10 protein-coding genes and 1 pseudogene are annotated in these 14,808 nt (G+C 69.0%); 8 read left to right on the top strand and 3 right to left on the bottom strand.

The window, feature by feature from the left end; all coding sequences use genetic code 11:
• Window positions 1-321: 321 nt before the first annotated feature.
• Window positions 322-1,758: a DEAD/DEAH box helicase gene (locus ACNTMW_RS33420; RefSeq protein WP_426638067.1), complete on the bottom strand. Its 1,437-nt coding sequence runs from the start codon at window positions 1,756-1,758 to the stop codon at window positions 322-324.
• Window positions 1,759-2,268: 510 nt separating this feature from the next.
• Here ACNTMW_RS33420 and ACNTMW_RS33425 point away from each other — a divergent pair.
• A complete protein-coding gene (locus ACNTMW_RS33425; protein ID WP_426638068.1) occupies window positions 2,269-2,598 on the top strand; it encodes a DUF4193 domain-containing protein in 330 nt (109 codons plus the stop codon).
• A 226-nt stretch (window positions 2,599-2,824) separates the two neighbouring features.
• Here ACNTMW_RS33425 and ACNTMW_RS33430 read toward each other — a convergent pair whose 3' ends face one another.
• Window positions 2,825-2,950 (bottom strand): cold shock domain-containing protein, encoded by a 126-nt coding sequence (locus ACNTMW_RS33430; protein ID WP_426638070.1) that lies wholly within the window; start codon window positions 2,948-2,950, stop codon window positions 2,825-2,827.
• A gap of 412 nt (window positions 2,951-3,362) precedes the next feature.
• Here ACNTMW_RS33430 and ACNTMW_RS33435 point away from each other — a divergent pair, with 412 nt between their 5' ends.
• From ACNTMW_RS33435 to ACNTMW_RS33450, 4 genes are all read left to right on the top strand, one after another.
• A complete protein-coding gene (locus ACNTMW_RS33435; protein ID WP_168075220.1) occupies window positions 3,363-3,566 on the top strand; it encodes a cold-shock protein in 204 nt (67 codons plus the stop codon).
• A 321-nt stretch (window positions 3,567-3,887) separates the two neighbouring features.
• The gene (locus ACNTMW_RS33440; RefSeq protein ID WP_426638071.1) at window positions 3,888-4,079 is read left to right on the top strand and encodes a hypothetical protein; all 192 of its coding nucleotides are present in this window, start codon (window positions 3,888-3,890) and stop codon (window positions 4,077-4,079) included.
• Between the two features lie 209 nt (window positions 4,080-4,288).
• Window positions 4,289-5,344 carry a ferredoxin reductase gene (locus tag ACNTMW_RS33445; protein WP_426638072.1) on the top strand — a complete coding sequence of 352 codons (1,056 nt, stop codon included), beginning with the start codon at window positions 4,289-4,291 and terminating at the stop codon, window positions 5,342-5,344.
• A 23-nt stretch (window positions 5,345-5,367) separates the two neighbouring features.
• Window positions 5,368-6,480, top strand: a complete 1,113-nt coding sequence (locus tag ACNTMW_RS33450; RefSeq protein ID WP_426638073.1) for a fatty acid desaturase family protein — start codon at window positions 5,368-5,370, stop codon at window positions 6,478-6,480.
• A gap of 1,789 nt (window positions 6,481-8,269) precedes the next feature.
• On the opposite strand, the gene ACNTMW_RS33455 is transcribed toward ACNTMW_RS33450, so the two are convergent.
• On the bottom strand, window positions 8,270-9,376 hold the full coding sequence (locus ACNTMW_RS33455) for an IS110 family RNA-guided transposase (RefSeq protein ID WP_426638074.1): 1,107 nt from the start codon (window positions 9,374-9,376) through the stop codon (window positions 8,270-8,272).
• A 660-nt stretch (window positions 9,377-10,036) separates the two neighbouring features.
• Between ACNTMW_RS33455 and ACNTMW_RS33460 the strand changes: the two genes are divergently transcribed.
• The 3 genes and pseudogenes from ACNTMW_RS33460 to ACNTMW_RS33470 all read left to right on the top strand — a co-directional run.
• Window positions 10,037-11,263 carry a helix-turn-helix domain-containing protein gene (locus ACNTMW_RS33460; RefSeq protein ID WP_426638075.1) on the top strand — a complete coding sequence of 409 codons (1,227 nt, stop codon included), beginning with the start codon at window positions 10,037-10,039 and terminating at the stop codon, window positions 11,261-11,263.
• A 1,011-nt stretch (window positions 11,264-12,274) separates the two neighbouring features.
• On the top strand, window positions 12,275-14,320 hold the full coding sequence (locus tag ACNTMW_RS33465) for a fibronectin type III domain-containing protein (protein WP_426638076.1): 2,046 nt from the start codon (window positions 12,275-12,277) through the stop codon (window positions 14,318-14,320).
• 122 nt (window positions 14,321-14,442) lie between these two features.
• Window positions 14,443-14,610, top strand: a pseudogene (locus tag ACNTMW_RS33470) (ISAzo13-like element transposase-related protein); the annotation flags it as partial.
• Between the last annotated feature and the right edge of the window lie 198 nt (window positions 14,611-14,808).

Genomic DNA, 14,808 nt, shown 5'->3' on the forward strand with positions numbered 1-14,808 from the left:
CCCGGCTGACCGTCATCGACGGGGAAGCCGCACCACCCGACGACTCCCCAACAGCGGAGATCGCCGCATAACATCAACCCGGATCTTCTCGGTGATCGTCTCTTACACCATCACCGTGGACGCGGCCACCCGCCGACGAGGAGGTTGACGTTCTCCTCCCGGCTCTCAAGGTCGCCTTCCTTCAGGGAACGTACGTCCCCAAGGGCCACCCACCTACGCCACAGTGTCCTCAGCGTACCGGCCCGCCCGTACGCTCGGTCGCGTCGCCGAACTGCGCCCACCGCGCTCCGTTCCCACGGCTGCTCGGAGCGGGCCTGGTGGTCAGCGTCCTCCCCGCCGGCCGCCGACACGGGTCCGCGCGGAGAACGCCGCAGCGCCCGAGGGACGGGCGGGCGCGACCGTCGCTGTGACATCACCACGGCCGGCGTGTGGCTGTGTCGACGCCGCCGACCTGGCGGCGGTGGTACGGGTGGACGCGCGCGGCTTCGCGGGGCGGCCGACGCGGACCGGCCGGGACCTGTCCGCCGGGGTCGGGTCGGCGGCCGGTGGCGTGACGAACGACCGCTCGCCCGGAGCGAGCTGGGTCAGCAGCGGATCGCCGGGCCGCAGCCGCGTGGTGGTCGCGGCGATACCCGCCTTGCGGGTCAGTTCGCGTACCTCGGAGACCTGGTCGTCGGTCATGAGCGTCACGACCGTTCCCCGCGCGCCGGCCCGGGCCGTGCGGCCGGATCGGTGCAGGTACGCCTTGTGCTCGACCGGCGGATCGGCGTGGATGACGAGGCTGACGTCGTCGACGTGGATGCCCCGGGCCGCGATGTCGGTGGCGACCAGTGTGGTCGCGGTGCCGTCGGAGAAGGCCAGCAGGTTTCGGGTGCGCGCGTTCTGGGCCAGGTTGCCGTGCAGTTCCACGGCCGGCACGCCGGCGGCGACCAGCCGGCGGGTCAGGGTCTTCGCCCTGTGTTTGGTGCGGGTGAACACCACCGTGCGGCCCGGCGCGGCCGCGAGGTCCGCCAGGACGTCGAACCGGTCGTCGGCGTGTACGTGCAGCACGTGGTGCGACATCGCCGTCACCGGGGACAGCGACGAATCGACGCTGTGGGTGACCGGGTCGGTGAGGAACCGCCGCACCAGGACGTCGACCCCGGCGTCGAGTGTCGCCGAGAACAGTAGCCGTTGCCCGGAGCGTGGGGTCTGGTCGAGCAGCCGCCGGACGACGGGAAGGAAGCCGAGGTCGGCCATGTGGTCGGCCTCGTCGAGCACGGTGATCTCCACCGCGTCCAGATGGGCGTGGCCGGCTTCCAGGTGGTCGGCGAGGCGTCCCGGGCAGGCCACGAGGACGTCCACGCCGGCCCGCAGGCCGGCGATCTGGGGGTTCGGCCCGACCCCGCCGAAGATGGTCAGCGTCCGTAGCGACAGTGCCTGGGCCAGTGGCGCCATCGACGCCTCGATCTGGGTGGCGAGCTCACGGGTGGGCGCGAGGATGAGCGCCCGCGGCCGGCCGGGCCGGCGCGGCGAGCCACTGGCGGCCAGCCGGGTCAGCACCGGCAGCACGAACGCGTAGGTCTTGCCCGAGCCGGTCCGGCCCCGGCCGAGCACGTCGCGGCCGGCCAGCGCGTCCGGCAGTGTCGCCGCCTGGATCGGGAAGGGCGTGGTGACCCCGGCGGCGGCGAGCGCCCGGGTGAGCGCGGCGGGCACGCCGAGGTCGGTGAACGTGGTGGATACAGCTGAGGATGCGTGATGAGGGCGGCGGGCCGCCATGAAGTCTCCGAACGTGGAAGGGTCGTCCTGCCCGGCGCAGACCCGAACGGTCGCGGCGCGTGGAGTCGACATCGAACACGGCTCGAGGCAGAACGGTGCGAGCTATGTTCCATAAGTGTACCTGAACTCGGCTGAGGGTCGGTGTCGATAGTTCGGCCGCCTCGGTCAACCGAGAGGATCATCGTGGTCTGCGCCGGGCGGATGCGCGGCCTGCCGTTGTCGGGCGAGACCGGTACTGCACCTTCTGCGACGTGCCCGAATGCCCGCAGGCCGTGCCGGCGTCGTGTCCGGCATCGGACAATGGCGTCTTCTGCCTGTGCCGCTCGGAGATCCGGTCGGGCTGTGCTGCCCGCGAGTCCCGGACGATCAATCCGTTAAAGGATCTTCCTGTGGCGTGCCGTGGACCGTGGTGAGGTCGGCCGGTGGTGGGCGGGAGGCGGCGTTGGGCGGGCGTTGATGTCGGACCTGGCGCGCCGCAGGGCTCCTGCGCGGTCTACCGTCGTGGCACCCATGGACCAAGCCGGAGAGGCCACCACGATGAGTAAGCCCATCGATTACGACGCACCGCGCCGACCTGCGGTTGAGGTTGAAGACGACAGCTTGGAGGAGCTCAAGGCGCGCGGCACGGCGGCGCAGTCACCGGCGGTCGACCTCGATGAAGCCGAGGCGGCCGAGAACTTCGAGTTGCCCGGCGCGGACCTGACCGGCGAGGAGCTGACCGTGGTGGTCGTGCCGATGCAGCCGGACGAGTTCCGATGCCCGCGCTGCTTCCTGGTGCACCACCGCAGTCAGCTCGCCACGCAGTCCGACGGCCGGGAGGTCTGCCGGGAGTGTTCCTGACGTCCGCGGTCAGGGCGGCGTTCGGCTGGCAACGCGCGCCGGTCATCGCAGACGGCCCGGTCACCGTCCCGCTGCACCTGCTCGTACCGACCCGCCGCCCCGGCCGGCCCCGCCGCTGGCGGCGGATGGTGAGGTCGGGCCCCGCAGCACAGGGCAGTAATGCGGGGCCCGAGCACCGTGGCGCCGTGCGGCGCCGCCCGGACCACAGTGGGCCCGGCAGTATGACTCAGATCGGGCGGACCGCCTCCGCCTGCGGTCCCTCGGCGCCCGGGACGATGCCGAACTCGACCCGCTGGCCTTCCTGGAGTTCACGGAAGGCGTCAGCCCGGATCGCGGCGTGGTGCACGAGCACGTCCGGCCCCTACCGCACGGCAGCCTGGATGTCGTCGCGAGCTACCAGGTTTCCATGATCGGAGCGCCCGAGGATGCGCAGATCAGACAGGTCTACGTACTTGAGCTGCGCCGCTGACCGTGCCGCTCGGCATGGCGGGGCCGCGTCCCGCGCTGCGGTCCAGCGGCGCCTCGTCGGCGGGGCGGGCACGACGAGGCGCCAGTGTCGGCGAACCGGGGGAGTCACACGACGGCTGCGCGCCGCCGGCATCCCTGTTAGGGTGAACGAAGTTATTGGATAGGTGGTTCGCCTTATCCCGGCCGGTTGGCAGATCGCAGGTGCGTCGCCAGCGGGTTGGGCGATGTGGGGCCGCTAGACCAACGGCTTCCGGATCTGCGTGGTGCAGGTCCTCGCCTGACAAGGGAGAACGGCAATGGCACAGGGCACCGTGAAGTGGTTCAACGCCGACAAGGGCTTCGGTTTCATCAGCCAGGACGGAGGCGGCGACGACGTGTTCGTCCACTTCTCCGCCATCCAGTCCGGCGGTTACCGGTCGCTTGAGGAGAACCAGCGGGTCGAGTTCGAGATCACGCAGGGCCAGAAGGGCCCGCAGGCCGAGAACGTCCGCCCGCTCTGATCAAAGCTCGCGTGCGGCCGGCACCTCAGACCCGAGCGGTCGCACCAATGAACGACGGGATGGTCGACCCGACATAGTCGACCGGCAGCGATCCCCGCATCTGTCTCACCGACGATGCGGGGATCGCTGCTGTTGAGACTTGCGCGCCTCGCGACTCCCACCGCGGGGTCGCGTCAGGTGACAGTCGCCCCGCCCGCCTCGCCTCACCGGGTGGTCACGGAGTCTCGACTGGCCGTGCCGTACGCCCGACGTCAGCATCGCCCCGAACCCTCGGTATCGGCGGGGAGTTGAGGCCACCCGGCAGTGACTGTCGGCCGGCACATGACCACGTCCACCGAAGCGCTCTTCGGCCCGCACGACGCCTGGTACCACGTCGTCGTGCGGGGCCGGCCGGGGGTGCCGCTCATCGCGTGGCTGCTCGACGAGGGGCTCACCCTGCCCGGCCGGGAGGGCGTGCTGCTGCCGGTGTGGTGCACCGAGGCGGCCGCGACGATGCGCTCGACCTATTCCTGACCAAGCCCCGTCCGGACGACACGGCCGTCAGAGTCATCGGTTCCGGACCGTTCTCCGCGCGCTCCCTGGTCTGTCGACCGGGATCGTGGTTAGGCGCCGGTTACGTAAGGGTAGATAGCGCCCGCGCGAAGGGGGTGCGCCGGTTGGTTGTCGCGTCAGAAGTCCTGACTGGGGCCGTTGGGGCGGGGTCCGGGAGAACGGACCGGCAGATGTTTCGTCGGTTCCTGTTGGATTCGATCACCTGGCTGACCACGCCGTTGCTGCCCGACGACTACCTGGGGCTGGTCAGCCCGCTGTGGTCGGCGCGGCAGCTACGCGGGCGGGTCGAGGCGGTGCTGCCGGAGACCGCGGACGCGGCCACCCTGGTGATCCGCCCCGGGCGGGGCTGGGCGGGGCATCGGGCCGGCCAGTACGTGCGGGTCGGCGTCGACCTCGCCGGGGTACGGCACTGGCGTAGCTACTCGCTGTCCTCGCCGCCGGAGCGCGCCGACGGGCGGATCACGATCACGGTGAAGGCGGACCCGGGCGGGCTGGTCTCGCCGTACCTGGTCGGCCGGGTGACGCCCGGGACGATCGTGCACCTCGCGGCGGCCCAGGGTGAGTTCGTGCTGCCCGAGCCACCACCGGACCGGCTGCTGTTCCTGACCGCGGGCAGCGGGATCACGCCCGTGGCGGCGATGCTGCGCAGTCTGGCGGCGCGGGAGCGGATGCCGGACGTGGTGCTGGTGCACTCCGCGCCCACCCCGGCCGACGTCATCTTCGGCGCGGAGCTGCGGGCCCTGGCCGGCCGGTGTGCGGGCCTGCGGCTGTACGAGCGGCACACCCGCACCGACGGCCGGCTCACCATGGCGCAGCTGCGCCGCGTCTGCCCGGACTGGCGGCGGCGCCACACCTGGGCGTGCGGCCCGACCGGGATGCTCGACTCGGTCGAGCGACACTGGCGGCGCGCCGGGATGGCCGACCGGCTGCACGTCGAGCGGTTCCAGCCGGCCGTCGCGGCGGGTGGCGTCGGCGGCCGGGTCCGGTTCGTCGCCAGCGGCCGGTCCGCCGACGCCGATGGCGTCACGCCGCTGCTGGTCGTCGGCGAGAACGCCGGTGTGCTCATGCCCAGCGGCTGCCGGATGGGCATCTGCTACAGCTGCGTGGCCCGGCTGCGTGCCGGCCGGGTCCGTGACCTGCGCACCGGCCGCGAGCACGGCGACGAGGGAGAGCTGATCCAGACCTGCGTGTCGGCGGCCGCCGGCACCGTCGAGATCGACCTGTAGACCGACCCGTGGGAGGCCAACCGATGAGTGTTACCACACCCGAGCCGGTCAGCGCGACCGCGCACCTGTCCGAGGTCGACATCAAGGAGATCGGCCGCGAACTCGACCAGCTCCGCGACGAGATCACCGCCAGCCTCGGCGAGCGCGACGCCCGCTACATCCGCCGGGTCATCACCGTCCAGCGCGGGCTGGAGGCCGGCGGGCGTGCCCTGCTGATGGTGTCGCTCCTGCCGCCGGCCTGGCTGGCCGGCACCGCCTGCCTGTCCGTGGCCAAGATCCTGGAGAACATGGAGATCGGCCACAACGTCCTGCACGGCCAGTGGGACTGGATGCGCGACCCCGAGATCCACTCCACCACCTGGGAATGGGACTCCGTCACTCCGGCCGAGGCGTGGAAGCACTCGCACAACTTTGTGCACCACACCTACACCAACGTTCTCGGCAAGGATCGCGACATCGGCTACGCCGTGCTGCGGATCAGTCCCGAGCAGCCCTGGCACCCGGTCTACCTGGCCCAACCGGTCTACAACGCGCTCCTGGCCGCCTTCTTCGAATGGGGCATCGCGATCTACGACGTCGAGCTCGAACGGGCCTGGCGCGGCGAGAAGAGTTGGACCGAGGCGCTCGGCCAGCTAGACGGCGTCGCCCGTAAGGCCGCCCGCCAGGTCTTCAAGGACTACGTCGCGTTCCCCCTGCTGGCCGGCCCGTCGGCGCTGCCCACGCTGCTCGGAAACATCACCGCGAACACCGCCCGCAACGTGTGGTCGCACACGGTGATCTTCTGCGGCCACTTTCCCGACGGCGCCGAGGTGTTCACCGAAGATCAACTCGACGGCGAGAGTCGCGGCGAGTGGTACGTGCGCCAGCTGCTCGGCTCGGCCAACATCACCGGCGGCCCGTTGCTGCACCTCATGACCGGCAACCTCAGCCACCAGATCGAACACCACCTGTTCCCCGACCTGCCCAGCAACCGCTACGCCGAGATCGCCCCGAAGGTCCGCGACCTCTGTGAACGTTACGGGCTGCGCTACAACACCGGCTCGCTGCTGCGCCAGACCGCCACCGTCTGGAAGAACGTCCTCCGCCTCGCGCTGCCCGGCCCCAAGCGCGGGCAGGCGGGCGAGGCGCCGAGCTGAAGACCGGACGGCCGCGCGCGCAGGGTCGGCCGGATGCGGGGCGGATTCGACCTGGCCGGGGATCTGGCCGCCGGCCTCGACGACCAGCCGGCGGCATGGTGCTCCAGCCGTCGCCGCCGACCGGCTGACGCCGCTGGCCGACGGCGACGGCTGGAGCGACGCCGCACTGGACGCCGCCGAGCGCTGGCTGGCGCTACGGCTGCCGGCCGCGCTGCGGGAGGCGTACCCGGCTGTTCGGGCGGCGCCGCGATCTCACCAGCAACCAGGACACGCTGCTGGACCCGGCCGAGCTCTACCTGGAGCCGACCGGCGAGGCGCTGATCTTCCGGTGGAAAGCCAGGGCTCCACGCACTGGGGCGTGCTGACCGCCGACCTGGACAAGTCGAATCCCCCGGTCATGGTCAAACTCAACCTCCGTAACGAGCGGGCCGAGTCCTGGGATGCCTGACTGGGCACGTTCTCCGCGACGTGCATCGAGATCGTGCTGTTGGAGTCGATCTACGCCCGCGAGAAACCCACCGACGCCACGGCGCAGGACGACACCGAAGCAGAGCATCTCGGGCAGCGCTACGAACAGCTTGCGCTGCCCGACTACCCCACCCCGCCGATCGGCGGGGCGGCGGTGCGCTGGTTCCGCTCACGTACCGCTCCGTACTGTGGATTTCGTGGTGCTCCGGTGGTGCTCGGATGTCCGGCCCCTGACCAGCACAACCGGTGCCAATCCGGCATGCAGGCGCCGAGGCTGCCCCAGGTCGAACCCGCAACCGAACGCTCGCGGCAGCGCCGCGCCCCGGACCAGCGGATACGCGAAGAAGCGTCGCAGCGCCAACACGCGCCAAACGGTACGCCGGAACCGGCTTGTTACTCGCTGTATGAGTGGCGTGTCCTACTCGGACCTGTAATCAGGAGATCTGAATCCCCAATGAGCTGTCGGACTGTCGATGAGCGTCGTCCGCCGCATCCGTGGACGCAGCCGTGATCATGCCACTGTTCGATCAAGGTCTTGCCGGCTTGTCATCGGCCTCGGTCGCCGCTTGCACGGGCGACTGGACGCAGCCGTCGACCAACGCCCACCGGCCGTCCCGCGGCTCCAGTACATTGATGATCTTCGTACGGGCGAGCGATGTGTCAGCAATAGTCGGTGCGCTACCGTGCGCGCCAGTGATCGTCGAGCAAGATCGCGGCGGTCCGTGTGATCGGTGTGCGATCGCCGGTCGCCGCTGTCGCTGCTGATCGGCGGTGACCGTCCCTGCCGCCCGCTGATCGTCGCTGGCAGGTACCCTGGTGCCCGTCGTCCTCGTAGCTCAGGGGATAGAGCAACGGTTTCCTGATATGGAACGGCTCTGTCAAGCTCTCCGGCCTGGAGTTGGCGGTTTGGCTGGGTTTCGGGTTCTTTCCTCGTCTTTCTTCCTGGCGGCTTCTCCCGCTGTTGGGTAGAGGGCAGCGTCCCGGCGGGTCAGGACGGAGCGCCCGCAGGCGTAGCCGAGGACGAACGGTCTTGACGCGGTCGGGTTGGCTGCCCTCATGCTGGGGCGCGGAGGAGGCCGTGGGGATTGGGGACGGCGCGCCGGGTCGGGGTGGGTCGGTCCACTGCCACTCTGATATTCGCGGGTCGGGCTCGCAGTTCTGGGATTCGCAGGAGGGTGCCCCGCACTAATGGCGCCACGACGCGGGGTCGTGGTCATAGGAATCTCGGGGATCTGTCCTGCCGCGGCACCGTCCCGGCGCGCCGTCGGCATGGTTGGCGAGGACGGCCGTTGGCCGACCATGGCAGTCCTCGCCGTTGCGGTCATGGTGTCAGTGCGTCATCTCGGCCCACAGGAAGCCGGCCAGCTCCCGGGCGATGGCGGTGACGATGACGCTGGTCGGTTTGTGGTGGGCGCTCATGCGTCGGTAGGCCGCACAGCCGCTGTTGCGCGGTCCAGGATCGGGCCACGGTGGCCGGGTCGGTGCGTTGCTGGCGTTGGTGCAGCCTGGCGCCGACCAGAGGGCGGTGCCGGTAGGCGTGTGCGGCCTCGACCAGCGCGGTGCGCACGGCGTGGTTGCCGGCCTTGGTGATATGCCCGCGGCGGGTGGCTTCCCCGCTGGAGTACTCGCTGGGCACGAGCCCGGTGAACCCCATGAACAGCGGTGCGGAGGCGAACCGGCGCCAGTCGATGACTTCGGCGGCCAGCGTCAACGCGCTCAGGTCACCGATGCCCCGGTAGGCGGCCAGCCTGGTCACCGCGTCGGTGAACGGCTCCCGCTCACGCCATCCCATGAGGTCGGCTTCGATGGCGGCCAGTTCGCCGTCGCGGGCGGCCAGCGCCGCGCGGTAGTGCGCGTAGGTGGCGCGCAGCGCCGCATCGTCGAAGTGCTGAGCCGCCAGCCACTGCTCATGCCGGCCGGTCCACGACTGGCCGTCGCGGTACACCCGGTCGTGGCGCAGCAGAAAAGCCTTGAGGCGTTGCCGCATCCGCCGCCGGTCTTCCACGAGGTCCCCGCGGGCCCGGCACAGGTCGCGGATCGCCTCCTCGAATGCGGAGGGGGCCCGGATCGCGGTCAGCTCCCCGGCCCGGTGCAGCCGGGCCGGCCGTTGCGCGTCCCGCCGGTCGGTCTTGACCCGATCGCCGGCCCGTCTGGGGATCAACGCCGGCGCCACCACGTCACACGCCACGCCCAACGAGGTCAGCAGCCGGTACAGCCCATAGCCGGTCGGGCCCGCCTCGTAGCAGGTCTTCAAGCCTGCCCGGTCGGGGAACTTCGTGATCAGGCGACGTATGGACGTCTCGTCGTGGACGATCCGCTCCACGACCGGGGTCTGCTCATCCCGGGCGAGGATCCCCACCGCGATCGCGTCCTTGGCGACGGCCATCCCCAGATGGATCGGCCCACGGAGCTGAGTAACACTGTTCATGAACGGCCGGCCTCCTTCCGCATGTGGCTCCGTCCCACCCATCGTGAGACGACCCACGAGATCGCCTACGGGCGGAGCCCGAAGCCGGCCGTTCCATGCTGACTAATGAGCAGCGGTGATCGTGACCGCAGGCCCATGGCCTGCGGTTTCTTATTTCTGTGCCTCGAATTTTAGGTCGCAGAAGGCCGCCAGGGTGCTCGCTACTTGAAGATCAGTCGCTGGCTATTGAGCGGCGCGCGAGAAAGTCGGCGATCGCTGCGCCGGGCCGGTTGCCGGCGACTTTGTAGGAAGGACCTGGGTCAGATCTGGTTTGATCTTGCGGGCTGGGCGCGTACCCGGTCGCGGTCAACCTCGGCTCCGTTGCGGTGCTGACGGCGATGAACCTGCGCGGGGTACGGGGGTGGGGACGGGCGTTCGCCGTACCCACCCCCGTATCTGTTCATCGCCGGCGTCCTCGTCATGATCGTGGTCGGCCCTGGGTCGGTGGCGTTCGGGCGCGCGCCGGTGGCCGAGTCGGTCGGTTGGCAGGTACACCCCACCAGGTGGGGCTGGCCGGCCTGGCGCTCGGCGGTCCATGGCGGCAGAGCCGGCATTCACCTCCGGCCGGATGGTCGATTTTTGCATCGGGTTACCGGCTGCCATATTCGGTACATTTCGGCCGTGGAACGGCTGCTTGCCATGGTTGGCCCTGACAACGATGAGTTGAGGGCCTCCATCGCTGTCATCAGTGCCTTCGACGAGCAGGACGCCAGCGGCGCTGCGCTACAGGATCTCGTGACCCTCGCGACCTCGTTCACCGGCGCGCGCGTCGTCCTCCGCGATGACCTGACCAATCGGATCGTGGTGGACGGTGAAGGAGATCAGGTAGCGGTCGGCGCGGACGAGGTTGATCGCGTCACCAAGGCGGCGGTAGATGCCAAACTGCGGGGGCGCCGGGCTGCGGAGCTGACGCTTGACGGCGGTGGGCGGCTGGATGCCGTATGGGCCGTGAACGTCGAGTATGCAGGCGTTCGGCTCGGTCTGGCTTGGGCGATCCCCGCGGAGGGGCCGTGGCGAGTGCCGGATGTCCTGGCCCTGGAGTGCCTGGCGAAGGCGGCCGCAAACCGGCTGTTGCGCGATCACGAGCGGTCCCGGATCGTCCCAGCGGATCGGGTACAAGCGCTTGAGCGCCTGTTGACGACCCCACTCACTGCGGCAGAGGCGGCCAACTCCGCTCGCCAGGCAGGGCTCGACCCGGATCGCCGGTACCGCGTTACGGTGTTCCGGGAACGCCCGGTCGGCGCCGCGAGCCCCGAGGTCGTGCTCGAGCGGGCGCTACAGACGTATGCCGCGGCCGGCGTACCGGCTCATGGCTGCCTGCTCGAGCAGAAGCCGGTAGTGGTGGTCGACGAGTCGGCTGCCGTGGTCGACGCGTTGCGCGCTGCCCCCCAGGACTCGCGCAGCGGATGGTGGATGGACGCTGGAGTCGCCCACCCGTTGGCCGTTGCCGACCTCGCCGCCGGCTGTCTCGTGGCCCGCCAGTCGCTGGCGCTGGCCCGCGTCGAGGGCACCGGCCGGGTCGGCGTCGCCGAGGAGCTCGGAGCGCTGCGACTGCTCGCCGCGATCCCTACCGCGATGCTGGAGGACCACCCTGACGTCAAGGCGGTTGGTCGTCTGGCAGCCGAGCGCGACGGATACATCAGCCTGGCTGTGCTCGACGTCTACTGTGAGACCGCATCGCTGCGCAAGACGGCGGCCCGTCTGTACCTGCACCACTCGTCAGTGGACTACCGACTCAAGCGTATCGAGCGGGTGCTGGGCTTTCCGCTGACGACGCAGGCAGAGAGGCTGCGAGCGCTGGTCTCTCTCCAGCTTGCCCGGCTGCTGCGCGAGGGCGCTGCCGGCTGAGCGTCACCTGGCATCGGCGTCCGACAAATGTCGGCCAACGGGCCCGGAACATCCGACACTTTGCTGATGGATCACTGTTATGCCATGACGGTACCGTTTTGTCATGTTTCCTGGTCGTACCCGAGCGGCAGGTGGGCCCCTGCTGGTGCCTGCCGTGAACGGTGCGTCGCCCAGTGCCTGGCCGTGATGGACAGCGGTGTCCATCACGCCGCAGACGTGAACGCTTCCTTGGTTGGCGGCGGCGCCTGGCACGTGGTCCACGCCGACCGCTTGCGTGCGGTCCCGATCGCGTGCGCACATCGCGAAGCGCAGCTCCCAGGGGGCAGCCGCCGAACCGGTCGACTGGGCCGACGTTCCCACGTTGACCGAACTGGCGGTGTTCAGGCTCCTTCTTTTCGTCTCCCGTCGATTACTTGAACGGCGCGACGCTCCGTGTTCGTCCCGGCGACCGGCGCTGGCGCCAGGCCTGCGGGAACCGGGCGTGTGCCGACTTCGGTAGTGCCGGCGTTTGTGTATGCCGGAGCGCCTGGTCGTCTGGCGGAATCTTGAGGAGGCAGCCTTCGGTAAGGAACCGACCCCGCGGGAAAAGGCAGTGGTGCGCCCGGATGGTGGGCGAATTGCGGCGCGGCCACAACAGGGTAATGCGTTGACCGCGTGCGCGGTTCTGCCTCTTCGGACATTGGAACTGATAAACGTGGATGATACGCCGCTTTGCGGCTGTTATCTTGCTGCTCGTCGCTCGTTCTGTAGGTAGTGCGTTCTGTAGAACCGGAGTATCTGTTGAGAAGTGAATTACGGGGGGCGCGCCATCGCCGGCGAGCCCTTGGCAGAAGGGGCATCGCGTTGAGGGCGATGTTGTCCGCGCTGGCCGTTTCAGTGGCCGGCGCAGGGCTCGTTGTCTTGCCGAGTGGTCCAGCATCTGCCGCGTCGACGTTGGTCACGAAGGTGGTGACAATCCCGACGCCGCCGAGTACGACGTTCCAAGGTGCGGGGACGGGTGATGGTTGGGACGTGCAGTTCTACCGGGACCGGGTGTTCAACGCCTTCCATCACAATTCAACAAGTTACATGGTTGATTGCCATAACCAGAGCGACGGCAACCACTGCGACACGGTAAGCGGTACTTCCCCGTGGCCGAAGACCGTGACCGGGCCATCCAGCGAGGGGTTTGCCACGCCGGGCCACTCCACCGGTTGGGTGGACACCTCCAACGGCCGATTCTATGGCTGGGCACAGCGCATCACCGACAACACCGGTGGCGTGCTTTGTGTTGATCTCACCACCTCGGCGTCGAACCCGTACTGCGGGTTCACCGCGCTCACCGGTGCGGGTGAGGCAGTGCAAGGCTTCGGTTCGAGCATCGATGGGCAGGCCATCGTCGGGCAGAAGATGTACGCGCTGAATGCCTCGGGAACCACGACCGGCGCGGGTAACAAGCTGCTCTGCTTCGACCAGATCGCCAAGTCGGCTTGCGCCGGCCAACCGTATGCGATCGGTAGGGATTCCACCTCGGCATCGTCGTTCGACTGGACGGTCGGGATCGCCGGCAAGGTCTTCGCCTACTATGCGACCGCTTCCGGTTACGCAGTCAACTGCTTCGACCCGGCGACCACGGCCACCTGTGCCGGGACCTGGCCGCAGACCACCACGGCGTCGAACATCGCACAACCCTTCCCGATGCTCGACGCCAACGGCGACCCGACCGGAATCTGCCTTCCGGTTCAAGGCGCCGCGCCGTGTTGGAGCCTGGCCGGTGGGTCCGTCGTTACGCCCGCGGCACTGAATTCGGCACTGGGTATGGGAGGCAACTGGGAGAACAGCATCGCGCTCGGTACCCGGATCTACGTTGCCAACGGCGGCACCAACTCGATTTCGTGCTACGACTTCGCTGCCGGCGCGGGGTGCCAGAACTTCCCCAAGTCAATCCAGAACGCCGGCCTGGTCTACACCGTCCAACCCGATCCGGTGCGGATCGGTTGCCTGTGGACGAACGCCGACAACGGGTCTTCTCAGATCCAGAACTTCGACGCCTACACCGGCGGCCCCTGCGGCAACACGATCCGTGTCTCCACAGACATGATCATCCCCCAGGGTCAGTGCACCCCGACCGCATGGAAGAGCGTGGCACTTCTTGATCCCGCTCCGAGTGGCTACCAGGCAGCCACATTCGACATCACCCGTGCGAACGGCGTCGCCGTCCCGGGTGGCAGCAACCTGGCAGTCAACGCGCAAGGTGCCCTCGACCTGTCCGGGCTCGACCTGTCATCGAGCGGAATGCGGCCCTTGTTCGCCTTGACGATGACCAACCCGACGCTCAACCCCGCCGGCCTCAAGCTGTCGTTCGCCTGGTACGGGCCATCCGACCCGGTCTGCACGGGCGTTCCGTACGCTCCGGGGAAGCCGACGGTCCAGGGCGGTGACGGTCAGGCAGTCGTGACCTGGACGCCACCCTCCGACAACGGATCTCCGATCACGAAGTACACGGTCACCGCGCAGCCGGGCGGAAAGACCTGCACGGTCAACGCGCCGACGACGAGATGCACGGTCACGGGCCTGGACAGCGGCACCGCGTACACCTTCACTGTCGTCGCGACCAACACGAAGGGCAGCAGCGGCCCGTCTCCAGCGTCAAGCTCCGTTGTCCTGCTGGGAGCGCCGGGGCAGGTGGGCACGCCGACCGTGCGGATAGGTGATGGTCGGGCGGTCGTGAGCTGGACGGCGCCGTCCGACGGCGGGTACCCCATAATCAGCTACAAGGTCACCGCGCAGCCGGGCGGAAGGACCTGCACGGTCGACGCGCCGACGACGACGTGCACGATCACCGGCCTGGACAACGGCACCGCGTACACCTTTACGGTCACCGCGACCAACGCCATGGGTGACAGCCGGCCCTCGCTGGGTACCGTCGTCACGACTCCCGTAGCTGGGGCATCCAAGCTGGCACTCACCGGAACCGCTTCCTCGACGATCATGACGATCGGAGTGGCACTGTTGCTGTTCGGCGGTGCGCTGCTCGTCATCGTTCGGCGCAGACGAGTCAGCGAGCCCGACCTGTAGCCGAATCCACCAGGCACCATGTGGCTCCGAGCTGGACCTGATCAAGAAGGTCCAGCTCGGAGCCGAGCAGTCCAGGCGGCCAAGGGCGTGCCGATGATCAACTCGCGGGTTCTCATATCGGTGGTCGTTTATGCGTGGACATCCTGTGGGTGGAGGGATTCAGCCTGCAGGCCAACGCCAAGACCCTCGAAGGCAGCCAGCATCCGGACCGGGACGCGCAGTTTCGCTACCTCAACGAGCAGGCCTGCGCCTTCCGCGACGACGGCCAGCCGGTGATCAGCGTGGACACCACTGGCCGTCCCCGGTGTCCGAACATCGATGATCTTCGTGTGCGCGAGGGATGTGCGAGCAATAGTCGGTGAGCTACGGTGCGCACCCCTGCGGGACGGTGCGCGCCCGTGATCGTCGAGCAAGATCATGGCGGTCGGTGTGGTCGGCGTGCGATCGCCGGTCGGCGTCGTCGCCGCTGATCGGCGGTGCGCGTCCCT

The organism is Planosporangium spinosum (genome assembly GCF_049999945.1).
Classification (GTDB): domain Bacteria; phylum Actinomycetota; class Actinomycetes; order Mycobacteriales; family Micromonosporaceae; genus Planosporangium; species Planosporangium spinosum.